Source organism: Nocardia acididurans, assembly GCF_016741815.1.
Taxonomy (GTDB): Bacteria; Actinomycetota; Actinomycetes; order Mycobacteriales; family Mycobacteriaceae; genus Nocardia; species Nocardia acididurans.
In genome coordinates this window covers 297,709-317,436 of record NZ_JAERRJ010000004.1, presented here as the reverse complement: position 1 = coordinate 317,436, position 19,728 = coordinate 297,709, and the positions used below count along the sequence as shown (strand labels likewise).

Genomic DNA, 19,728 nt, shown 5'->3' with positions numbered 1-19,728 from the left:
CGGTCCGGAGGGATCAGCCCCGATAGCGGCGGTGATCGGTGGCGAAGTCGTCGGCCACCGTGGCCGCCAGCTCGACCAGGGCGCGCTTGGTGTTCTTGTGCAGGCGGGTCAGATCGATCTCCGCGCCCTCGCTCAGGTGAGCGTCGTACGGAATGATGTGCACGGCCCGGCAGCGCGACAGGAAATAGTCGCGGAGCTGGTTGATGCCCACATTCGGGGCGCCCGGACGCGGCAGATTGATGACCACCACCGCATTGCGCACCAGGTGGTCGTGGCCGTGCAGGGACAGCCAATCCAGGGTGGCCGCAGCGCTTCTCGCGCCGTCGATGGCCGACGACGAGATCAGCACCAGCGAATGGGCGAGATCGAGGACGCCCGCCATCGCCGAGTGCATCAGACCCGTACCGCAATCGGTGAGGATGATGTTGTAGAAGCGCTGCAGAATCCGCGCGACCGCCCGGTACTCCTCCTCGCTGAAGGCCTCCGACGCCGCCGGATCCCGTTCGCTGGCCAGCACTTCCAGTCGGCTGCCGCCCTGCGAGGTATGCCGCCGCACATCCGAATACCGCTGAATGCTCTGATCCAGCAATAGATCCCGGACCGTCGACCGCGTCTGCAACGGCACCCGCTGCGACAGTGTCCCGAAGTCCGGATTCGCGTCCACCGCGATCACCCGATCACCGCGCACCGAAGCGAAGGTCGACCCCAGCCCCATGGTCGTGGTCGTCTTCCCCACGCCACCCTTCAGTGACAGCACCGCGATCCGGTAATCCCCCCGCACCGGCTGCCGAATCCGGGCCACCAACTCCTGCAGCCGCAACTCCTCGGCCGACATCCCCGGATTGATGGCCCCACCCGACATATGGTGCACAGCTTTACGCCACCCAGACCCCGCGGCCTTCTTGGTCCGCCGCACCGGCACATCGTCCAGCGAGGGCACAGGCCGTCCGGGCGCGCCATGCCGCCCCGCGCCATCCGGCCCGCCGTACTGCCCCGGAGCGCCCGGCCCGGCGGGAGCGCCGTACAACCCCGGAGTGGCGCTGTACCGCCCCGCCTCACCCGGTGCGGCAGGACCGTCATACCAGCCCGCCCCGCCAGGTCCCGCGGGCGCGCCGGATTGCCCTGTCCCGCCTGGTCCCTCAGATGCGCCGGACTGCTCCGTCCCGCCAGGTCCCGCAGGCGCACCGTACTGTGCGCCCGCACCGGGCGCAGTGGCAGCGCCGTACGGTCCCGGAGCTCCGAGACCCTCGGGTGCGCTGTACTGCCCGGAAGCGCCTGCGCCCGTGGATGTTTCGTACTGCCCGGGAGAGCCGGGGCCGGGGATCTGGAACTGCGCTTGCGCCCCCGGTCCCGTGGGCGCTCCGGATTGGCCCGGCATACCCGGCGACCCATACTGTCCCGGTGCGGCCTGACCCGCATGCGGGGCGGATTGGCCGGGTGCTCCATAACCCGGCGTGCCGTACCGGCCGTGCTCCGCCGCCGGAGCGCCGTGGTGTGCCTGAGCCGAGTGACTCGGCGGCGCAGCGTGCTGTCCGGCGTGCCGGCCGCCCGCCCCATCCCGATCCGTGGGATCGAGCCACGAATTCTCCTGCGGTGCAGCCGAATTCGATGCGCCTGCGCTGTCTGGAGTCCACCTGGTCGTCGCGGCGGCAGGTTCGGCGCCGGGGGCCGGTGCACTCTCCGACTCCGGAGCGCGATGCGACTGCGGGCCGTGTGTGGACTGTCCCACGCCCGGCATCGCCTGTGTGGGTGGCAGGTCAGGGGATTGCCCTGTCGCGGCGGCAGGGTGGTCGGTTGTCGGGCGCGGGGGTTGCTCCGGAACGCCGGACGTTCCGGTCGGTATCCCTCCGGTGAATCGGGTAGTGGCGTCCGGTGCGGGCTGCTGCCGCGGATTCGCTTGCGGCGCAGTGGTGCCCGGCCCGGGATGCGGTGGCGCTTCGGATTCCGGCGCGCGATACGAGCGGGGAGCCAGCTGCGGGGGAGCCGCGGAACTGCCGGGAGCCCTGATGGGAAGCCCGTTGGGGGTCGCCGGCGATACGCCGTTGGCCGGTTCGGAGGGCGCGGACGCGTCGGGCATGGAGGATGGCGCCCGGTCGCCCTGCCCCGCGGTGACCTCCGGCACGGCCTGAGTGGGAGGCAGATTCGGATTCTGCGCGGACGGAGTCTCGCCGGGGGCGCGCGTGGGTGCGGTTTCCGGCCGCATCACATCCGAATCATGGAGGGCACCGGACCGATCGAGGCCGTCCGGCCTCCCCTGGCCCGGCGCCTGGTGTGCCGCGTCCGGTTGGCCCGCCTCGACTCCGGGCATGGGCTGGGCCGGCGGCTGCACCGGGTGACCCGCTTGGGACGGCGGCGTGGTGGGCTGGGCCGGCGGCTGCACCGGGTGACCCGCCTGTGACGGCGGCACGGGCGCCTGACCGTTGACCGCGTTCGGGTCACCCCACGTCATGGTCGGTGCGCCGGCCGCGCCGGGCGGATTTCCGGTGCCGGGTGCCGGGGGCGGCTCCGATTCGGGCGCGCGGTACGACCGCGGGTCCGGCTGTGGCGGACTCACTCGCCCCGGCCGAGGTTCGGGGACCGCAGCAGTGTTCGGCTCCGAAACACCTTCATCGGGCTGTCCGGCCGTCGGCCGCGGCAGCGGCACATCCGATGCCGGAGCATGGATATCGCCGGGCCCGAATGCCGTCGGAGTCGAGCCGGGCTGTGTCTCGCGCGGCGGATTCGATTGTGGCGCACCCTGATTCGGTGCGGTGGGCGGGGGTGGCGGAAGTGGTGGGCGGCCCGCCGCGCCCGCGCTCTGCTGGGGCGGCGGCGGGAGGGGTGGAAGTGGCTGCGCGGCCCCGGCGCCGCTGGACGCGTCTTGCTGACGCTGCGAAGCCGAGTCCGCCGAGCGGCTGTCCGGTTGGGTCGAGAACGGCCGCTGCGGTTCGAGGGGAAGCGGAACATCCACCGCGTGGTGCCGTCCGGTGGCCGCTGGACTGGGCGAATCGCTGGGCTGTCGCACGTCCGGCCCGGTGTCGGCCGGCCCTGCCTCGGCGGATTGCGCGGATCGCGGATCCGAATCAGCGCCGCCCGCATTCGCCGGGGCCGCCGTATTCGGCGCGGAGTGCGCAGGTGCGGCGGCGGACGCCGGGGTCACGGACTCGTGCAGCGGCGTGGGAGCGCCGGTGGTGTGAGCGGGCGAGACCGGGATGCGTGTGGTCGGGTCCGCCGGGACTGCGGGGGGCTGTGGTTGCGCGGGCGCGGGGGATTGTGGTTGCGCGGGCGCGGGGTGCTGCGGTTGCGGGGCCGACGGGTGCCGTTGCGGGGCCGCGGGCGCTGAGAAGCCCGGGTGCGGCTGCTGCGCCTCGGGACCCGGGGCCGGGGTATGCGGGTACGCGTTCTGCGCGGGCGGCTGACCCGGGATCGGGGCCTGCGGCGCGGGCGGCCGACCGGTATTCGGGGGTGGGGCGTTGAAGCGCGAAGGGCCGCCTGCCGCCCAGTCGCCGGACTCGGGGCTCGGGGCGGGCTGCCTGCTCGGCGTGGGTAGTGGCTCGTGATGCGGTGATCCGTCCGTGCCCGGGGCCGGCGGGGTGTCGGGCTCGGTGCCCTTGCGGGATTTGCGCCGACCGAAGAGCCCGCCGCGGGACTTCTTCTCCGGGATTTCCTCGTCTCGCGGGAGGTTCTGCACGGGTGGTTCGTAGCCGGAGTCGGTGGCCTCGGACTCGGACAGCCATGGCGGGAGCATGGGGAGCCCATCGTTGTTGCGGCTCACGACATGTACCCCCGGGGCGCTCGACCGATCTGGCTGGACAAGGCCGTAGTTTAGCGATCTCGCGGGAACCCGCGCGGGGAGAGCGTGTTCTCGCGCACGTGGACGCACCCGTATTTGGCCGGATCTGGGGAAACGGGTAAAGTAGTTCGGCGGTGCATCTATTCGTGGCTGTGGCATGTACACATGCCGTGCGGAGCAGTATGTCACCGGGTCGACTGATGTGCGAGACGAACTGCAGAGAGCCGACCAGCCGTCATGAGCATGAACCAACCAGGTTCAGCCAGAACCGGGAATCGCGGAGGATATGGCGAAGAAGGAAGGGGCCATCGAGGTCGAGGGCCGGGTCATCGAGCCGTTGCCCAATGCGATGTTCCGGATCGAGCTGGAGAACGGCCATAAGGTTCTGGCCCACATCAGCGGCAAGATGCGGCAGCACTACATTCGCATCCTGCCCGAGGACCGCGTCGTCGTGGAGCTCTCGCCCTACGACTTGACCCGTGGTCGCATCGTCTACCGCTACAAGTGAGTTTCCGAGGCCTGCTTTTCTACTGAGCAGAGCTCTCGGGTGTTCCCCGGTCGATCCGGCCGGGGAAAAACTGTGTTCACGGCCAGTGAACACCAACCCAGATTGGATCTGACGTGAAGGTTCAGCCGTCCGTCAAGCCGATCTGCGAGAAGTGCAAGGTGATTCGCCGTCACGGGCGAGTCATGGTGATCTGCGAGAACCTGCGCCACAAGCAGCGTCAGGGCTGAGTCCGGCCTTGCGCCGGGCGTCACCGGGTTAGCCCGGTCGCTCACCAGCCAAGCACCGAACGCGGTTCGGATTGGCAGCAACAAAAGAAGAACTCCCAGCGCCAGTCGCCGTCGCCGAGTCCCGCAAGGGGCGGATGGCGGCTCACCCCCGGTCCGGAGGCCGGGGCCCCACACGAGGGGACGGACAGGGAGCAGACCTCCGAAACAGTTAAGGAATCGCCACTATGGCACGTCTGATGGGCGTCGATCTCCCGCGCGAAAAGCGCATGGAGATCGCGCTGACCTACATCTTCGGCATCGGCCGTACGCGCTCCAAGGAGATCCTGGCTCAGACCGGCGTCAGCCCGGACCTGCGCTCGAAGGATCTCAGCGACGACGACCTGACCAAGCTTCGCGATTACATCGAGGCTTCGGACATGAAGGTCGAGGGTGACCTGCGCCGCGAGGTTCAGGCCGATATCCGTCGCAAGATCGAGATCGGTTGCTACCAGGGCCTGCGGCACCGTCGCGGCCTCCCCGTGCGTGGCCAGCGGACGAAGACCAACGCCCGCACGCGCAAGGGTCCGAAGAAGACCGTCGCCGGCAAGAAGAAGTAGGGATAGCGCATGCCTCCGAAGAGCCGGGCCTCGGGCCCGAAGAAGACTCAGAAGTCGCGTCGCCGGGATAAGAAGAACATCCCGCACGGCCACGCGCACATCAAGAGCACGTTCAACAACACGATCGTGTCGATCACCGATCCCGAAGGCAACGTCATCTCCTGGGCGTCCTCGGGCCACGTCGGTTTCAAGGGTTCGCGTAAGTCGACCCCGTTCGCCGCGCAGCTCGCCGCCGAGAACGCTGCCCGCAAGGCGCAGGAGAACGGCGTCAAGAAGGTCGACGTGTTCGTGAAGGGCCCGGGTTCGGGCCGCGAGACCGCGATCCGTTCGCTCCAGGCCGCCGGCCTCGAGGTCGGTTCGATCTCCGATGTCACTCCGCAGCCGCACAACGGCTGCCGTCCGCCCAAGCGGCGTCGCGTCTAGCGGGAAAGGAAGTAGAACGAAATGGCCCGTTATACCGGACCCATCACCCGCAAGTCGCGTCGTCTTCGTGTCGACCTCGTCGGAGGCGACCAGGCGTTCGAGCGTCGTCCCTACCCGCCCGGCCAGCACGGCCGCGCGCGGATCAAGGAGAGCGAGTACCTGCTCCAGCTGCAGGAGAAGCAGAAGGCTCGCTTCTCCTACGGCGTCATGGAGAAGCAGTTCCGCCGCTACTACGAAGAGGCGAACCGCCAGAAGGGCAAGACCGGCGACAACCTGCTGCGTCTGCTGGAGACCCGTCTGGACAACGTCGTGTACCGCGCCGGTCTGGCTCGGACCCGTCGTCAGGCTCGTCAGCTGGTCTCGCACGGCCACTTCATCGTCAACGGCGTGAAGGTGGACGTTCCGAGCTTCCAGGTTTCGCAGTACGACATCATCGATGTCAAGGAGAAGTCGCTGCCCACGCTGCCTTTCCAGGTTGCGCGTGAGACCACCGGCGACCGCCCGATCCCGGGCTGGCTCCAGGTCGTTCCCGGCCGTCTGCGGATTCTGGTGCACCAGCTCCCCGAGCGTGCGCAGATCGATGTTCCGCTGCAGGAACAGCTGATCGTCGAGTTCTACTCGAAGTAAAGGTGCGCTAGCCGCGTACCGCTGGTGCGGGAATGCCGGAAGGTGTTCCCGCACAATCCAAGTCGTAGGCGTCAAATGGTGGGCGCCTTTGAAGGAGGAAACAGTCCATGCTGATTTCACAGCGACCGACGCTGACCGAAGAGGTCGTGTCCGAAAACCGCTCTCGGTTCACCATCGAACCGCTGGAGCCGGGCTTCGGTTACACCCTCGGCAACTCGCTGCGCCGCACCCTGCTCTCGAGCATCCCGGGTGCCGCGGTCACCAGCATCCGCATCGACGGCGTGCTGCACGAGTTCACCACGGTTCCGGGCGTGAAGGAAGACGTCACCGACGTCATCCTGAACCTCAAGGGCCTCGTGGTGTCGTCCGAAGAGGACGAGCCGGTCACCATGTACGTGCGCAAGCAGGGTCCGGGCACCGTCACCGCCGGTGACATCGTCCCCCCGGCGGGCGTGACCGTGCACAACCCGGATATGCACATCGCCACCCTGAACGACAAGGGCAAGCTGGAGATCGAGCTCGTGGTCGAGCGCGGTCGCGGCTACGTCCCGGCCGTGCAGAACAAGGCGTCGGGTGCGGAAATCGGCCGGATCCCGGTGGACTCGATCTACTCGCCTGTTCTCAAGGTGACGTACAAGGTCGAGGCGACCCGTGTCGAGCAGCGCACCGACTTCGACCGGCTCATCCTGGATGTCGAGACCAAGAACTCGATCTCCGCGCGGGATGCGCTGGCGTCGGCGGGCAAGACCCTGGTCGAGCTGTTCGGTCTCGCGCGCGAGCTGAACGTCGAGGCCGAGGGCATCGAGATCGGCCCGAGCCCGGCCGAGGCGGATCACATCGCTTCGTTCGGTCTGCCGATCGAGGACCTGGACCTCACCGTGCGGTCGTACAACTGCCTGAAGCGTGAAGGCGTGCACACCGTCGGCGAGCTGGTCGCCCGCACCGAGTCGGATCTGCTGGACATCCGGAACTTCGGCCAGAAGTCCATCGACGAGGTCAAGGTCAAGCTGCACTCGCTCGGCCTGTCCCTCAAGGACTCCCCGGCTTCCTTCGATCCGTCCTCCGTCGTCGGCTACGACGCGGCGAGCGGCACTTGGAGCGACAGCGGTTCGTTCAGCGACACCGATGGCGGCGAGCAGGACTACGCCGAGACCGAACAGCTTTAGGCCGATCGGGGCCAGCGCCCCGAATCGTCCTTAGACACAGGAGATTCCCACAATGCCCAAGCCCAAGAAGGGTGCCCGCTTCGGCGGGTCGGCGTCGCACCAGAAGGCGATCTTCGCCAATCTGGCGACGGCGCTCTTCGAGCACGGTCGCATCACGACCACCGAGGCCAAGGCCAAGGCGCTGCGCCCCTACGCCGAGAAGCTCGTGACCAAGGCGAAGGGCGGCAGCCTTGCCGACCGTCGCGAGGTCATGAAGGTGATCCGCAACAAGGACATCGTGCATGCCCTGTTCGCGGAGATCGGTCCCTCGTTCGAGGGCCGTGAGGGTGGCTACACCCGCATCATCAAGACCATCCCCCGCAAGGGTGACAACGCTCCGATGGCGATCATCGAGCTGGTCCGCGAGAAGACCGTGACCAACGAGGCCGATCGTGCCCGTCGTGTCGCCGCTTCGCAGAAGGCCGCCGAGACCGAGACCAAGGCCGAAGAGGCTGCCGTCGAGGTCGAGGCTCCGGCCGAGGAAGCCGCCGAGGAGAAGAAGGAAGACTGAGCGTCTTCCCCGACTCGTCGGTGAAAAGCCCATGAGTAAGCCCGCCGTCCCCTCCGGGTCGGCGGGCTTCACTCATATTTACCAGGAGATTGCTGTGACCGTGGAGGAACCGACCCAGCAACCTGTTGCGATTCGGGTACGACTGGATATCAGCTACGACGGCACCGATTTCATCGGCTGGGCCAAGCAGCCCGGCTTGCGCACCGTGCAGGGCGTGCTGGAGGAGTCGCTGGGCAAGGTGCAGCGGGAGCCGATCCAGCTCACCGTCGCCGGGCGCACCGACGCAGGCGTGCACGCCGAGGGTCAGGTCGCGCACTTCGAGACGCATACCGAGGTGGACGGGCCGAAGCTCGTGCACCGGCTGGCGCGGTTCCTCCCGAAGGATGTGCGGGTCAAGGATGTCCGCGTGGTCCCCGCCGAATTCGATGCGCGGTTCTCGGCCATCCGGCGGCACTACGCCTACCGGCTGACCACCGCCCCCTACGGCGCGCAGCCCCTGCAGACCCGCCATATCGTGCCCTGCCGCCCCGGCGTGGATCTGGCGGCCATGCGGGAGGCTTCCCGAAAGCTGTTGGGCCTGCACGATTTCGCCGCCTTCTGCCGCCGCCGCGAGGGCGCGACCACGATTCGTGAACTGCAGCGTTTCGACTGGGAGTCAGACGGCGATCTGCTCACCGCCTACGTCAGTGCGGACGCGTTCTGCTGGTCCATGGTGCGCAGTCTGGTCGGCGGCGTACTCGCGGTCGGGGAAGGCCGCCGCACGCCCGAGTGGATCGGTGGCCTGCTGCACGAGCGGGAACGCTCCAGCGCTGTCACCGTGGCCCCCGCGCACGGCCTGAGCCTGATCGCCGTCGACTATCCCGCCGATGCCGATCTGGCCGCCCGCAATGCCGAGACGCGCGAGGTGCGCACCGTCCCCGCCGCCGAAGACTGCTGCGGCGGTTGAGCTTTCGCTGAAGGAGCTGTTCGAGGTGTCCGCGTTCTTCTATGCCGTACCGGTGATCATCTACTTTCTCGTCGGCGCGGGCGTGGTCTATGTGACCCTGCGCCGCACCGCGGACGAGCCCGCCGCGACCCGTCGCGCCGAGATCTGGCGGGCCTACGGCGTGCTGCTGGTCCCGGTGCTGGTGGGCCCCATCCTGATCGGCGGTATCACCGGCCGAGATCTGCCGCAGTTCCTGCTCGCCGAATTCGTGCTGGCTGCCGCGGTCCTGGTGGCCGCCGCCGTCACCGTCCGGAAAGCCGTCCCGCACCGCGACCGCTAACGGTATACAGTTAGCGCCCATCGGGAGGCGCGCCGGCTCGGCGGGCAGCGCGTCCGGGGCGGGAGGTGTTCGGAAGGTGAGCGTGGCGGCGGATGACGCGCTGCCGGTGCGGCAGGTCGAGGTGCGATCCGGACCCGGTCTGACCGAGGCCGCCGCCTTCGAGCGCTGGGAAGCGCATATGAGCGAAACCTACTTCCCCCTGGCCGTATCCCCGGTTCCCGCAGGCGAATTCCACGGCTGGATCAGCTGCGGCCGCTACGGCGACGTCGAGGTGACGGCCGTCGGATCCACGCCGCAGCAGGTGCGCCGCACCGACCGGCTGATCGCCGACGACGCCGACGAGTATCTGCTCGCCGGAATCTTCGTGGCGGGCCGGGGCCGCCTGCAACTGGGCGGGCGGGTCACCGCGATCGGGCCGGGGGAGATGGTGCTCTATCGCAGTGGGCGGCGGTACCGCTGGGATATCGAGGGCCGCTGGGAGAAGACGGTCGTGCAGGTGCCGATCAGCCGCCTCACCGAGCACAGCGGTCTGCTCGCGAGCGAGATTCCGGATGTCATCGGCCTGCCCGCGCACGGCCCCGCCGGACTGGTCTCCCGCTTCTTCCGTGATGTGGCCGATCTGCAGCGCCGGGACTGCGCGGACGCGCGGTTGCTGATGCATCCGGCGCTCGACCTGCTGACCGCGGCGCTGCGCCTGTCGTCCGGTAGTGCGCCGGGTCCGTCCGCGGATGCCCTGGCCCGCCGCCGCATCCTCGACCACATGCGCGCCAACTGTCACGACCCCGCCCTCACCGTGGAGCGAATAGCGCAGAGCTGCATGATGTCTCGTCGCACCCTCTACCGGATGTTCGAGGACGTCGACGGTGGTCCGGCGACGGTGCTGCGCCGCATGCGGGTCGAACTCGCGGCCCGCCTGCTCATCGATTCCGCACTGCCCGTGGGCCGCATCGCGAAGGCGTCCGGATTCGCGGCGGACCGCCATTTCTATCGCGCCTTCCGCGGCGAAATGGGAACGACGCCCACGGCATTTCGCGCGGCGGTCAGCGAACGGAGCCGCTGAGTTCCCGGAAGGCCGCCGGATCGTGCGACGAGATGATGGTGACCTCGTCGGCGTGCTCCCGGTGCAGGGCGCGAATTCGGCGCAGATTGGCCAGCCAGTCGAGCGGCTGGACGCCGGTGATGCCGTGGGTGAATCCCGCGAGCCGCGATCCCGGTTGTGCCGCATCGTATTCCGAGCGATAGATGATGGTGTCGCCCGCGTGCAGCAGCCACCCGCTGCCGGTATCCACCGCGACCCCGATATGTCCGCGCCGGTGACCGTAGAGCGGTATCGCGAGGATTTCCTCGGGCAGCCCCGGCAATTCGCGGACGGCCGCGAATCCGAACCAGCGTTCCCCGCCGATCCATTCATTGACCGCCCAGCGCGGTCCGTGCGCGAATTGTGGTGCGCGATAGGCGAATCGCTCGACCAGGCCGGGTTTCCCGAGGGCGCGGAATTCCGGGCCGTGAATATGCACCGTCGCCCACGGGAAGTCGGCCAGTCCGCCCGCGTGGTCGTAATCGAGATGGGTGAGCACGATGTGCCGCACATCGCCGGGTGCGTATCCGAGCGCCTCCACCTGCCGGATGGCGGTCTCGTTCGCGTCGAGCGCGGGGCGGAGCAGTCGATGGGTGGGCCCGAGCACCTGGTCCGGCCGTCGCACGCACGCGAGCCCGAATCCGGTGTCCACCAGGACGAGTCCGCTCTCGGTCTCGAGCAGCAGGCAGTGGTTGACCAGGCCGCCGACCATGGTGCCGCAATTGAGGTGATGGATCTGCACAGCTTCCCCCGGTACGTCGTCGTATCCGCTTCGAGCATACGTGTCCCAGACGATGTCCAGCACGGATGTGACGCCTGGATCCGTGGTGGATATCCGTGGCGCAAGGCTCGTCGCGTGGCTTCGGTGCGGGGTAGGCGAAGTCGATGCGGTGCTGGCGGAGCGCGCGAAAGTTGGATGAGGTGAACGGATTTCACGGTTTCACGGCTGCGCCGGGTGCGACAATCGGGCCATGAGCGGCAGCTCTGAGCCCGCGGTGGTGGAGGTCCGGACGACGCCGGAAGTTTCCGAGGAGGAAGCCTTCGAGCAGTGGGAGGCGGCGGTTGCGCAGGCGTATGTACCGATGTCGGTGACGCCGGTACGCACGGGGGAGTTCCGGGCGCGGATCGTGCAGTCCCGGTTCGCCGATATCGACGTCTCCACAGTGAACGCCACCGGGCAGCGGATCATCCGCGCGCCCAGGATGATTCACGAACCCGACGAACCGTATCTGTTCGCCAGTGTGACCACGCACGGGCGCGGCTGGCTGGAACAAGACGGCAGGGTCGGGGAGATGGCCGACGGCGGGCTCATGCTGTACGTGAGTTCGCGGCCGTTCACCGCGCACTTCGAGCACACCTGGGGCGTGGTGGCCGTGCAGGTCCCGCTGGCGCAGGTGGTGCTCGCGGCGGGCGTGCCACCGGATCGATTGCCCACCGCGGTGCGCCTGCCGCCGGTGGGCGCGGCCGGCATCGTCGGCCAATTCTTCTGCGGGCTGGCGCGATTGCAGCATGTCGATCCGGTGCAGGCGGCGGTGCTGGCCCGGCACGGCACCGGGCTGCTGGCCTCGGTGGTGCAGCTGGCGGCCGGCGAGATCCCCGACGACGAGGCCGGGCAGGCACTCACCCGACAGCGCGCGATGACCTTCATCGAACGTAACTACACCGATCCCGGACTCACCGTGGAACGCGTCGCGAGTGCCTGCGCGGTCTCCCGGCGCACCCTGTACCGACTCTTCGAACAGGGCGAGGACGGGGTGGCTTCGATGTTGCGCCGCATGCGAATCGAACACGCGGTGGCCCTGATCCGCACCGATCGGGTGCGCCCGCTGCTGTCCATCGCCCGGGCCTCCGGGTTCGTGTCCGAGCGTCAGTTCTATCGCGCCTTCAAACGGGAAACCGGCATGACACCAGGTGAATTCCGGGTACGGTACGTCTGACGTGTGCTGACGCGAATAGTCAGGGATATGGCACCGCTGGGCAGTCACAGCCGCGCCGCGGATGTGAATACTGGGGTACGCCCGGTCGTTGCCCTGAGCCGCCGACGACCGGGCATGCGCTTACGCCCCGGTCGCACGCCCCTTCGCCGCGGGCGAACCCGGAACGGTCGCGAAAGTTGTTTGCCGGGTTGACCTTGGTGGGAAGATACCGGTGTGAGTCAACCGGCTACCGCCGAGGTGGAGGTCTGTTCGTCAGAAACCCTCTCCGCCCGTGCCGCCTTCGAACAGTGGGAGGCGGTGCTCGCCGATGCCGTCGTGCCGTCGACTATCGAGCCGCTGTGCAGCGGGCACTGGCACGGCAGGGTCACCGCCACCCAGTTCGATCGCTTCAGCGTCTCCCTCATGCGGGCCAGCGCGCAGCGGGTGGTGCGCACGCAGCAGATGGTCGAACAGTCCGGCGAGGAATACCTGCTGCTGAACATGGTGCTGGACGGCACCAACTGGACCGAGCAGGGGCGCACGGCCACCACCCGCGGCGGGTCCATCGCCTTCTTCGACAGCGGACTACCCCTGGAGAGCCGCACCACCGAGAACGCGATCTCGGCCATCGTGCGCGCGCCGCTGCACCTGGTGCTCGAGCATTCCGGGTTGACGCGCAAGGAATTGCCCACGGCCAGAGCCATTCCCATCGACGGTGCGCTGAGCGTGGTCACCGGGTTCTTCAAGGGGCTGGCGGAGCTGTCCCCGGCCGAGGCCGATCGGGCCGCCGGGGTGCTGGGCTCCGAGGGCGCGAGCATGCTGGCGTCGGCGCTGCTGCTGGCCACCGGGAAAACCTCGCCCGCGCCGTCGGATTCGCTGTACACACGGCAGCAGGTGTTCGCGTTCATGCGCGCGCACTGCACCGACGCCGACCTCTCCATCGAGGACATCGCGCGCGCCTGCCTGATCTCCCGGCGCACGCTCTACCGCGTCTGCGAGGGGCACGGCGGGCCGGGCGGGCTGCTGCGGCGCATGCGGGTGGAGGTGGCGCGCAAACTGCTGCGCGCCGATCCGGGCCGGCCGCTGGCGGCCATCGCGGCGGCGTCCGGATTCTCCACCGACCGGCACTTCTACCGGGCCTTTCGGGAGGAAACCGGGTTCACGCCCGGCCAATTCCGCGGCCAGTAGCGATCGGGCACCCAGGGTCGGTAGGTCGGCACGGTAGGTCGCTGCCACCAGCACTTTCGCGGCGAAGGGTGAGTGCACAGTCCTTGCGGCTGCGCAGTCGTCCGATCGTGTGGAGGAGCCGAGGTGCCGACGAATATTCGAGTGGCGGCCGTCCAAGCCGAACCGCGGTGGCTGGATCTACGCGCCGGCGTCCAGCAGTCCGTCGAATTCATCGAGCGGGCGGCGGCGGGCGGTGCGCGCCTGGTGGCGTTTCCCGAGACCTTCCTGCCCGGCTACCCGTGGTGGCTGTGGCTGGACGCGGTCAGCTGGGGTCCGGGATTCTTCGCCCGCTACCGCACCAACTCGATGACGGTGGGGCGCACCGAGTTCCGGCGCATCGCCGACGCGGCCCGACGGCATCGCATGCACGTGCTGCTGGGTTTCAGTGAGCGGTGCGGAAGTTCGCTGCACATGTCGCAGTGCCTGATCGACGATCGAGGGGTGTTGCTCGGCATGCGGCGCAAACCCGAACTCACGCAACTGGAACGCAAGATCTTCGCGGCCGGTCCGGCCGGGGAGCCCTACGTGTTCCGCACCGGGCTGGGCCGGATCGGCGTGCAGGGCGGCTCCGAGCAACTGCATCTGCCCACCCGGCGCGAGCTGGAACGCAGTGGGGCACAGGTGCATATCGTCTCCTGGCCCGGATTCATCGTCGCCCGCGACGTGGAATGGGGTGTGCGCGTGAACAATGCGGCCACGCTCTGGTACGCGGTGGTGGGCCAGTTGAACGTGGTGGCGGCCTGCTCGCTCATGGATGTGGCGGGCAGCGAGAGCCGGCGCGGACCGGAACCGGTGAAGCAACTGGTGCGCGGACCGGGCGGGCACGCAAGAATTTTCGGCCCCGGCGGGCGCGAACTGGCGACGCCGCTCGGCCCGCACGAGGAGGGCCTGATCTATGCGGATATCGAATTGGATTCCAGTGCGGAGTCGGCGGCATGAGGGATCCGCCGCGTTGGCCGTGAGAGCCGGTTTCTGACAAACTCGCCCATATTCGGCCGGGCAGTGGCCGTCATCGAGGGAAGCGGAGTGGAGCGGTCAGAGTCGGTCGATCGGATCGAGGTGCGATCCGGACCGGAAGTACCGGAGGAACAGGCCTTCGCACGCTGGGAAGCGCAGGTGAGCGAAGCGTATGTGCCGCTTGCCGATCGGCTCGGCGCGCGCGCCGACGACTGCCTGATCACCAGCATTCCCCTCGCCGGCAGTGCGCGGCTGTATCAGGACGGCCGGGTCGCCGAAGCCGTACCCGGAACACTGGTGTTCTACGACTCCTCGCGCCCTTACCACTGGGAAATCGGCAGCGAGTGGGAACAGGTCGTACTCCAGGTTCCGATGAGCCGCCTGCGGGAACGATACGGCGTGGGACGACTGGATGTTCCTACGGCGACGACGTTTTCCGGCGACAGCGCCCCGGGAATCGTGGCGCAATTCTTTCGCGGTATCGCCGGGCTGCAGCGCACCGACCCGAGCGGGGCGGCGCTGCTGGCCGAACCAGGCATGGACCTGCTGGCCTCCGCCGTGATCGCGGCCTCCGGCGGCCTCCCGCGCGACCAGTCCGCGGATGCGCTGAATCGGCAGCGGGTGCTGGCGTTCATGCGCAGTAACTGCTCTGATCCCGAACTCGGAGTGGACCGAATCGCCCAGGGGTGCAGAATGTCCCGGCGTACGCTTTACCGCGTATTCGGCGAACTCGAGGGCGGACCGGGAACGGTGTTGCGGCGCATGCGGATCGAACGCGCCTGTGACTTGTTGCGTAACGCGCCACAGTTGCCGCTCTCGGTGGTGGCGAAGGCGTCCGGGTTCCTCACGGAGCGTAGTTTCTACCGTGCGTTCCGGCTCGAAATGGGCACCACGCCAGGCGCATTCCGCGCACTGGCATGATTAGTCCGGAAAACGGCACGGATGGGCACTGACTCATGGGTGGATATTCGTAACGATCACGTTCCATGAGGAATGTCGGATGAGGAAAACCGTGCGCGTTGCCGCCGTTCAAGCGGAACCGGAATGGTTGCGGCTGACCGACGGAGTCGAACAGGTCATCTCGTTGATCGGCACCGCTGCCGCGGCCGGTGCTCGTCTGATCGCATTCCCCGAGACGTTTCTCCCCGGGTATCCGTGGTGGCGCTGGGTGGAATCCAATCAATGGAACGTCGAATATTCGGCTCGATGCCGCGAGAATTCGATGACGCGGGACGGCGCGGAAATGCGCGCGATCACCGCCGCCGCCGGCCGCTACGGAATCACCGTCGTGCTCGGGTTCGGTGAGCTGCAGGATCGGCGAATCTATATGGCGCAGGCCGTCATCGACGAATGGGGGGAGATCGCGTCGGTACGCCGCAAGGCCGGGCTGAACCCGGTGGAGCGCAAGATATTCGCCTCCGGAACGCCGAATCTGCCCGCCGTGCACCAGAGTTCGCTCGGTGCGCTGGGCGCGCTGTCCGGGCAGGAGAACCAGCGGCCGCTGCTCACCCGCGCGCTGCGCGCCGACGAGGAGCAGATCCATGTGGCGGCGTGGCCCGGGAATCCGGACGGCGACGCACCCGCCGGACCGGAATCCAGCGCCACCGTGAGCCGCATGTACGCCATGGAGACCGGGGCGTTCGTGCTCGCGCCCGGTGCGGTGGTGAGCGCCGCCGCCTGGGGTGAGCGGCACCCCGCGCGACCCGTACCCGCCACCGGTCGCGCCCGGATCTTCGCCGCCGACGGGAGCGAGATCGTGGCGCCGCTCGCCGAAGGCGCGTCGGGTCTCCTCTACGCCGATCTCGACCTGGGCGCGTCGGCGGGTTACAGCCCGAGCATGCAGGCCGATCGGCGCCGGCGCGTCCGGCGCGGACCGCTCAGCGCCGTGAGCTGACCGAGCGCCGTGCGCTGACTCCGCGCGGGACGCGGACCGCTGTCAGGAGCGCACCAGTCGCGCGATGGCGTCGGTGGCTTCCTTGATCTTCGCCTCGGCCTCCGGGCCGCCCGCGACGGCCGCGTCCACCACGCAGTGGCTGATGTGGTCCTCCAGCAGGCCCATGGCCACCGCCTGCAGGGCCTTGGTCATCGCGGACACCTGGGTGAGGATATCGATGCAGTACTTCTCCTCCTCGACCATCCGCTGCAGGCCCCGGGCCTGCCCCTCGATCCGCCGCAGGCGCTTCAGGTAGTCGTCCTTGGCGGTGATGTAGCCGTGTGTGCCGTGATCATGGCAGTTCTGCTCAGCGGCGTCGGCCTGCTCCGCGATGGTCTTCTGCTCGTCGCTCACGACCGTCCTCACTCCCGGCCCTCCGGCCCTCAACCGCTAATACCCCCCGAGGGTACATTGGCATGTCCGGCCTCGCCACCGGCCCGCCGGAGGCTCGGCTCACCGTGATTTCACCCGGAGACCCCTGCCGGGCGAGGGTACGGATGTGTGTCACATGCGGGGATGCGCAAGAATCAGGGCATGAGTTCGGATCCTCGCGCCACGCTGGCCATCATCGGCGGCAGCGGCTTCTACGACTTCTTCGGTGACGACGCGACCACTGTCGAGGTCGAGACCCCGTACGGGGCGCCCAGCGCACCCATCACCATCGGCGAGGTGGAGGGCCGCTCGGTGGCCTTCCTGCCCCGCCACGGGCGCAAGCACGAGTACTCGCCGCATACGGTGCCCTACCGCGCCAATATGTGGGCGCTGCGGTCGCTGGGCGTGCGCCGCGTCTTCGGACCGTGCGCGGTCGGCAGCCTGCGCGCCGACTGGGGGCCGGGCACCGTCGCCGTCCCCGATCAGCTGGTCGACCGCACCTCCGGTCGCGATCAGACCTTCTTCGACGCCGGCGGCGTGCACGTGTCCTTCGCCGACCCGTACTGCGCCGACCTGCGCGCGAGCGCCATCGCCGCCGCGGTGCCGGAACTTCCGCTCAAGGATTACGGCACCATGGTCGTGGTCCAGGGCCCGCGCTTCTCCACCCGCGCCGAATCCCGCTGGTTCGCCGGACAGGGCTGGGAGCTGGTCAATATGACCGGCCACCCCGAGGCCGTGCTCGCCCGCGAACTCGAAATGTGCTATTCCGCAATCGCTCTCGTCACCGACCTGGACGCCGGTCTGGAGTCCGGTGCGGGCGTCAGCGCCGCCGATGTCTTCGCTGAGTTCGAGCGCAACCTCGTCCCGTTCAAGGCGCTGGTCCGCAATGCCGTCGCCGCTGTCCAGGGCGACGACACCTGCGACGACTGCCGCGTCCACGCCGCCACCGGCGTCCAGCTCCCCTTCGAGCTGCCGTAACGCACGTCCGCGGCCACGGAACAGCTCTGACGGCCGCGATGCCCGGAATGGATGCGACGAGCGGGGGTTCCGGCGAGTCGCCTAGGCTGAAGAGATGAGCGCGAGTGGTCCTCGGGCCGACGGTATGCGGGTGTTGCTGACCGGCGCCGCGGGTTTCGTCGGCTCTCATGTCCATCGTGCGCTGCTGGCGGCGGGGCACGATGTGGTCGGGGTCGACGCCATGCTCGAGACGGTGCACGGGGCGGATGCGGCACTGCCCGAAGGGGTTTCACTGGTCGATCTGCGCGATCCGGAAGGGCTCGAACCCCTGCTGCGCGGCATCGACGTGGTGTGCCACCTGGCCGCGGCGGTGCCGCTGCCCGATCTCGCCGACCTGGGGGACCGTCAGGATTCGCGACCGCGTGAGGCGGGAGCGTCCGAGCCGTTGCAGCGGGTCGCGGCGCACACCCTGCACGACGCGGGCACGCCCGAACGATCCACCGACGGCGACTCCGGGGACGCGACGAGTTCCGGTGAGCGGCAGGGGGTTCCGCGACGATCCGCGGCCGGCCAGTCCGACGGTCGTACCCAGCCCAACCCGGCCGTTTCATCGGACGACACGCGCCCGCGCGGCAGGCTGGAAGAGTTGGGACACGGAGCCGGGCCGTGCGTGCGCGGACCGGCGGGGGAGCGGGCCTCCGGGACGGGTTCGCAGCCCGGCAGGACTGGAATGCACTGGGCGGCTTGGTATGCGGCGCACAATGACGCGGGCACGGCCGTATTGCTGGCGGCGATGGAACGGGCCGGGGTGCGGCGGCTGGTGATGGCCTCCTCGGTCGCGGTGTACGGCGAGGGCCGGTACCGCGGTGCCCGCAGCGGCCCGTTCTTCCCGGGCGTGCGCCGTCGCGCCGACCTGGATCGCGGGCTGTTCGACCACCGCGCCCCGCGCACCGGTGAGATCCTCACCTGGGAGCCGATGCGGGAGGACGCCCCGCTGCGACCGCGCAGCGCCTACGCGGCAAGCAAAGTGGCGCAGGAACATTACGCGCTCGCCTGGGCGACGGGCACCGGATCCGCCGCCACTGTGCTGCGATACCACCACGTCTACGGCGAACCCGTGGCGACCGGAAACCCGCCGCGCTCAGCCGAATCCGGTATCGCCGCGCGATTCCGCGCCGAACTGCGCGCGGATCGCGCACCCAGGGTCTTCGAAGACGGCGGGCAGGTAAGGGATTTCGTGCACGTCCGCGATGTGGCCGCCGCGACGGTGGCGGCGGTGACCCACCCGGTGGCCGGTTTCGTCCCGCTGAACATCGGCTCCGGCCGCCCGGTCACCCTGTGGGAGGTCGCCTCCACCATGGCCAAGGCGGTCAGCGGCCCGACCCCGGTCGTGACCGGCCAATACCGTCTCACCGATATCCGCCACCTGGTCGCCCACCACGAGCGCGCCCGGCACGCCCTGGACTTCACCGCCCGCATCGGCCCGGCCCAGGGTCTCGCGGCGTACGCGTCGGCTGATCAAGCCTGAGAACACGCCGGAATGTCCGGGGCGCGCCCGGGTGCCGTAGCGGCATTAGGCTCGCGCCATGGGTGAACCGCTACGGCTCGAGGTGATCGTGGCCAGTACGCGCCCGGGGCGGTTCGCTCCGGTGGTGGCGGACTGGTTTCTGCGGGAGGCACGGGAGGATCCGCATTTCGACGTGGGGGTGATCGATCTGCTCGAGACGCCGCTGCCGCCGGATCTGAGCGAGCACGACGTGGTGGCCGCGTATCGCGAAAGGATCGCTGCCGCAGACGCTTTCGTGGCGGTGACCTCGGAGTACAACCACGGGTATCCGGCGACGCTGAAGACCGCGCTGGACAGCGCGAAGCGCGAATGGCGGGCCAAGCCCATCGGTTTCGTGAGCTACGGCGGACTGTCCGGAGGTCTGCGGGCGGTCGAGCAGTTGCGTCAGGTGGTGGCCGAGATCCATATGGTGTCGGTGCGCGAGACCGTCAGTTTCCATGAGGCCAAACGGAAATTCGACGGTCGGGGTGAGACGCAGGACGGCGCCGCCATCGACGCCGCCGCCCGCATGCTGCATCAACTCGCCTGGTGGGCACGCACTTTGAAGGCCGCCCGCCTCTCGGACCCGTATCCGGGCTGACCGTATG

Annotated in this window: 23 protein-coding genes; 20 read left to right on the top strand and 3 right to left on the bottom strand. The window is 68.8% G+C overall.

Translation table 11 applies throughout. From position 1 onward, the window contains the following. Positions 1-13: 13 nt before the first annotated feature. Entirely contained in the window at positions 14-940 is a 927-nt protein-coding gene (locus tag JK358_RS40330) for a MinD/ParA family ATP-binding protein (RefSeq protein ID WP_443677903.1), read from the bottom strand. A 1,066-nt stretch (positions 941-2,006) separates the two neighbouring features. Here JK358_RS40330 and JK358_RS39970 point away from each other — a divergent pair. The 12 genes from JK358_RS39970 (at position 2,007) to JK358_RS12135 (ending at position 10,194) form a co-directional block, all read left to right on the top strand. Next, entirely contained in the window at positions 2,007-2,129 is a 123-nt protein-coding gene (locus JK358_RS39970; RefSeq protein ID WP_269811797.1) for a hypothetical protein, read from the top strand. Positions 2,130-2,215: 86 nt separating this feature from the next. Continuing rightward, positions 2,216-2,398 (top strand): hypothetical protein, encoded by a 183-nt coding sequence (locus tag JK358_RS12185; protein WP_201946867.1) that lies wholly within the window; start codon positions 2,216-2,218, stop codon positions 2,396-2,398. Positions 2,399-4,058: 1,660 nt separating this feature from the next. Continuing rightward, entirely contained in the window at positions 4,059-4,280 is a 222-nt protein-coding gene (gene infA / locus JK358_RS12180) for a translation initiation factor IF-1 (RefSeq protein ID WP_040804562.1), read from the top strand. 113 nt (positions 4,281-4,393) lie between these two features. Beyond that, entirely contained in the window at positions 4,394-4,507 is a 114-nt protein-coding gene (gene rpmJ, locus JK358_RS12175; RefSeq protein ID WP_033085975.1) for a 50S ribosomal protein L36, read from the top strand. A 224-nt stretch (positions 4,508-4,731) separates the two neighbouring features. Next, positions 4,732-5,103 carry a 30S ribosomal protein S13 gene (gene rpsM, locus JK358_RS12170; RefSeq protein ID WP_201946865.1) on the top strand — a complete coding sequence of 124 codons (372 nt, stop codon included), beginning with the start codon at positions 4,732-4,734 and terminating at the stop codon, positions 5,101-5,103. A gap of 9 nt (positions 5,104-5,112) precedes the next feature. Further along, positions 5,113-5,526, top strand: coding sequence for a 30S ribosomal protein S11 (rpsK, locus tag JK358_RS12165; protein WP_067818955.1), 414 nt, complete (start codon positions 5,113-5,115; stop codon positions 5,524-5,526). A 21-nt stretch (positions 5,527-5,547) separates the two neighbouring features. Continuing rightward, complete coding sequence (gene rpsD / locus JK358_RS12160) at positions 5,548-6,153, top strand: 30S ribosomal protein S4 (protein ID WP_201946863.1); 606 nt, start codon at positions 5,548-5,550, stop codon at positions 6,151-6,153. A gap of 107 nt (positions 6,154-6,260) precedes the next feature. Further along, on the top strand, positions 6,261-7,319 hold the full coding sequence (locus JK358_RS12155) for a DNA-directed RNA polymerase subunit alpha (RefSeq protein WP_201946861.1): 1,059 nt from the start codon (positions 6,261-6,263) through the stop codon (positions 7,317-7,319). Between the two features lie 52 nt (positions 7,320-7,371). Beyond that, on the top strand, positions 7,372-7,869 hold the full coding sequence (gene rplQ, locus JK358_RS12150) for a 50S ribosomal protein L17 (protein ID WP_201946860.1): 498 nt from the start codon (positions 7,372-7,374) through the stop codon (positions 7,867-7,869). 31 nt (positions 7,870-7,900) lie between these two features. Next, the gene (gene truA, locus JK358_RS12145) at positions 7,901-8,815 is read left to right on the top strand and encodes a tRNA pseudouridine(38-40) synthase TruA (RefSeq protein ID WP_201946858.1); all 915 of its coding nucleotides are present in this window, start codon (positions 7,901-7,903) and stop codon (positions 8,813-8,815) included. A 25-nt stretch (positions 8,816-8,840) separates the two neighbouring features. Then, entirely contained in the window at positions 8,841-9,134 is a 294-nt protein-coding gene (locus JK358_RS12140) for a hypothetical protein (protein ID WP_201946855.1), read from the top strand. A 76-nt stretch (positions 9,135-9,210) separates the two neighbouring features. Further along, on the top strand, positions 9,211-10,194 hold the full coding sequence (locus JK358_RS12135) for an AraC family transcriptional regulator (RefSeq protein WP_201946853.1): 984 nt from the start codon (positions 9,211-9,213) through the stop codon (positions 10,192-10,194). Here the strand turns inward: JK358_RS12135 and JK358_RS12130 are convergent. Further along, positions 10,175-11,017, bottom strand: a complete 843-nt coding sequence (locus tag JK358_RS12130) for an MBL fold metallo-hydrolase (protein ID WP_307817475.1) — start codon at positions 11,015-11,017, stop codon at positions 10,175-10,177. The genes JK358_RS12135 and JK358_RS12130 overlap by 20 nt on opposite strands. A 166-nt stretch (positions 11,018-11,183) precedes the next feature. Here JK358_RS12130 and JK358_RS12125 point away from each other — a divergent pair, with 166 nt between their 5' ends. The 5 genes from JK358_RS12125 to JK358_RS12105 all read left to right on the top strand — a co-directional run bounded on the left by JK358_RS12125 (position 11,184) and on the right by JK358_RS12105 (position 16,206). Then, the gene (locus tag JK358_RS12125) at positions 11,184-12,149 is read left to right on the top strand and encodes an AraC-like ligand-binding domain-containing protein (RefSeq protein ID WP_201946850.1); all 966 of its coding nucleotides are present in this window, start codon (positions 11,184-11,186) and stop codon (positions 12,147-12,149) included. Positions 12,150-12,362: 213 nt separating this feature from the next. After that, positions 12,363-13,316 (top strand): helix-turn-helix transcriptional regulator, encoded by a 954-nt coding sequence (locus tag JK358_RS40325; RefSeq protein WP_201946848.1) that lies wholly within the window; start codon positions 12,363-12,365, stop codon positions 13,314-13,316. Positions 13,317-13,439: 123 nt separating this feature from the next. After that, a complete protein-coding gene (locus tag JK358_RS12115; RefSeq protein WP_201946845.1) occupies positions 13,440-14,294 on the top strand; it encodes a nitrilase-related carbon-nitrogen hydrolase in 855 nt (284 codons plus the stop codon). Between the two features lie 87 nt (positions 14,295-14,381). Beyond that, positions 14,382-15,233 (top strand): helix-turn-helix domain-containing protein, encoded by an 852-nt coding sequence (locus JK358_RS12110; RefSeq protein WP_201946843.1) that lies wholly within the window; start codon positions 14,382-14,384, stop codon positions 15,231-15,233. Between the two features lie 79 nt (positions 15,234-15,312). Further along, positions 15,313-16,206: a nitrilase-related carbon-nitrogen hydrolase gene (locus tag JK358_RS12105; protein WP_201946841.1), complete on the top strand. Its 894-nt coding sequence runs from the start codon at positions 15,313-15,315 to the stop codon at positions 16,204-16,206. Between the two features lie 42 nt (positions 16,207-16,248). On the opposite strand, the gene JK358_RS12100 is transcribed toward JK358_RS12105, so the two are convergent. Beyond that, the gene (locus tag JK358_RS12100; RefSeq protein WP_201947303.1) at positions 16,249-16,578 is read right to left on the bottom strand and encodes a metal-sensitive transcriptional regulator; all 330 of its coding nucleotides are present in this window, start codon (positions 16,576-16,578) and stop codon (positions 16,249-16,251) included. Between the two features lie 201 nt (positions 16,579-16,779). Between JK358_RS12100 and JK358_RS12095 the strand changes: the two genes are divergently transcribed. From JK358_RS12095 to JK358_RS12080, 3 genes are all read left to right on the top strand, one after another. After that, a complete protein-coding gene (locus JK358_RS12095) occupies positions 16,780-17,595 on the top strand; it encodes an S-methyl-5'-thioadenosine phosphorylase (protein ID WP_201946838.1) in 816 nt (271 codons plus the stop codon). 94 nt (positions 17,596-17,689) lie between these two features. Continuing rightward, the gene (locus JK358_RS40625; RefSeq protein WP_372440659.1) at positions 17,690-19,102 is read left to right on the top strand and encodes an NAD-dependent epimerase/dehydratase family protein; all 1,413 of its coding nucleotides are present in this window, start codon (positions 17,690-17,692) and stop codon (positions 19,100-19,102) included. A 58-nt stretch (positions 19,103-19,160) separates the two neighbouring features. Continuing rightward, a complete protein-coding gene (locus tag JK358_RS12080; RefSeq protein WP_201946835.1) occupies positions 19,161-19,721 on the top strand; it encodes an NADPH-dependent FMN reductase in 561 nt (186 codons plus the stop codon). The last annotated feature ends 7 nt before the right edge of the window (positions 19,722-19,728 follow it).

Excerpts from the sequence above, each read along its gene's own strand:
- JK358_RS39970 (WP_269811797.1), top strand. The coding sequence starts at position 2,007 with ATGGGAAGCCCGTTGGGGGTCGCCGGCGATACGCCGTTGGCCGGTTCG.
- JK358_RS12185 (WP_201946867.1), top strand. The coding sequence starts at position 2,216 with ATGGAGGGCACCGGACCGATCGAGGCCGTCCGGCCTCCCCTGGCCCGG.
- infA (WP_040804562.1), top strand. The coding sequence starts at position 4,059 with ATGGCGAAGAAGGAAGGGGCCATCGAGGTCGAGGGCCGGGTCATCGAG.
- rpsM (WP_201946865.1), top strand. The coding sequence starts at position 4,732 with ATGGCACGTCTGATGGGCGTCGATCTCCCGCGCGAAAAGCGCATGGAG.
- rpsK (WP_067818955.1), top strand. The coding sequence starts at position 5,113 with ATGCCTCCGAAGAGCCGGGCCTCGGGCCCGAAGAAGACTCAGAAGTCG.
- rpsD (WP_201946863.1), top strand. The coding sequence starts at position 5,548 with ATGGCCCGTTATACCGGACCCATCACCCGCAAGTCGCGTCGTCTTCGT.
- JK358_RS12155 (WP_201946861.1), top strand. The coding sequence starts at position 6,261 with ATGCTGATTTCACAGCGACCGACGCTGACCGAAGAGGTCGTGTCCGAA.
- rplQ (WP_201946860.1), top strand. The coding sequence starts at position 7,372 with ATGCCCAAGCCCAAGAAGGGTGCCCGCTTCGGCGGGTCGGCGTCGCAC.
- truA (WP_201946858.1), top strand. The coding sequence starts at position 7,901 with ATGAGTAAGCCCGCCGTCCCCTCCGGGTCGGCGGGCTTCACTCATATT.
- JK358_RS12125 (WP_201946850.1), top strand. The coding sequence starts at position 11,184 with ATGAGCGGCAGCTCTGAGCCCGCGGTGGTGGAGGTCCGGACGACGCCG.
- JK358_RS12105 (WP_201946841.1), top strand. The coding sequence starts at position 15,313 with ATGAGGAAAACCGTGCGCGTTGCCGCCGTTCAAGCGGAACCGGAATGG.
- JK358_RS12095 (WP_201946838.1), top strand. The coding sequence starts at position 16,780 with ATGAGTTCGGATCCTCGCGCCACGCTGGCCATCATCGGCGGCAGCGGC.
- JK358_RS40625 (WP_372440659.1), top strand. The coding sequence starts at position 17,690 with ATGAGCGCGAGTGGTCCTCGGGCCGACGGTATGCGGGTGTTGCTGACC.
- JK358_RS12080 (WP_201946835.1), top strand. The coding sequence starts at position 19,161 with ATGGGTGAACCGCTACGGCTCGAGGTGATCGTGGCCAGTACGCGCCCG.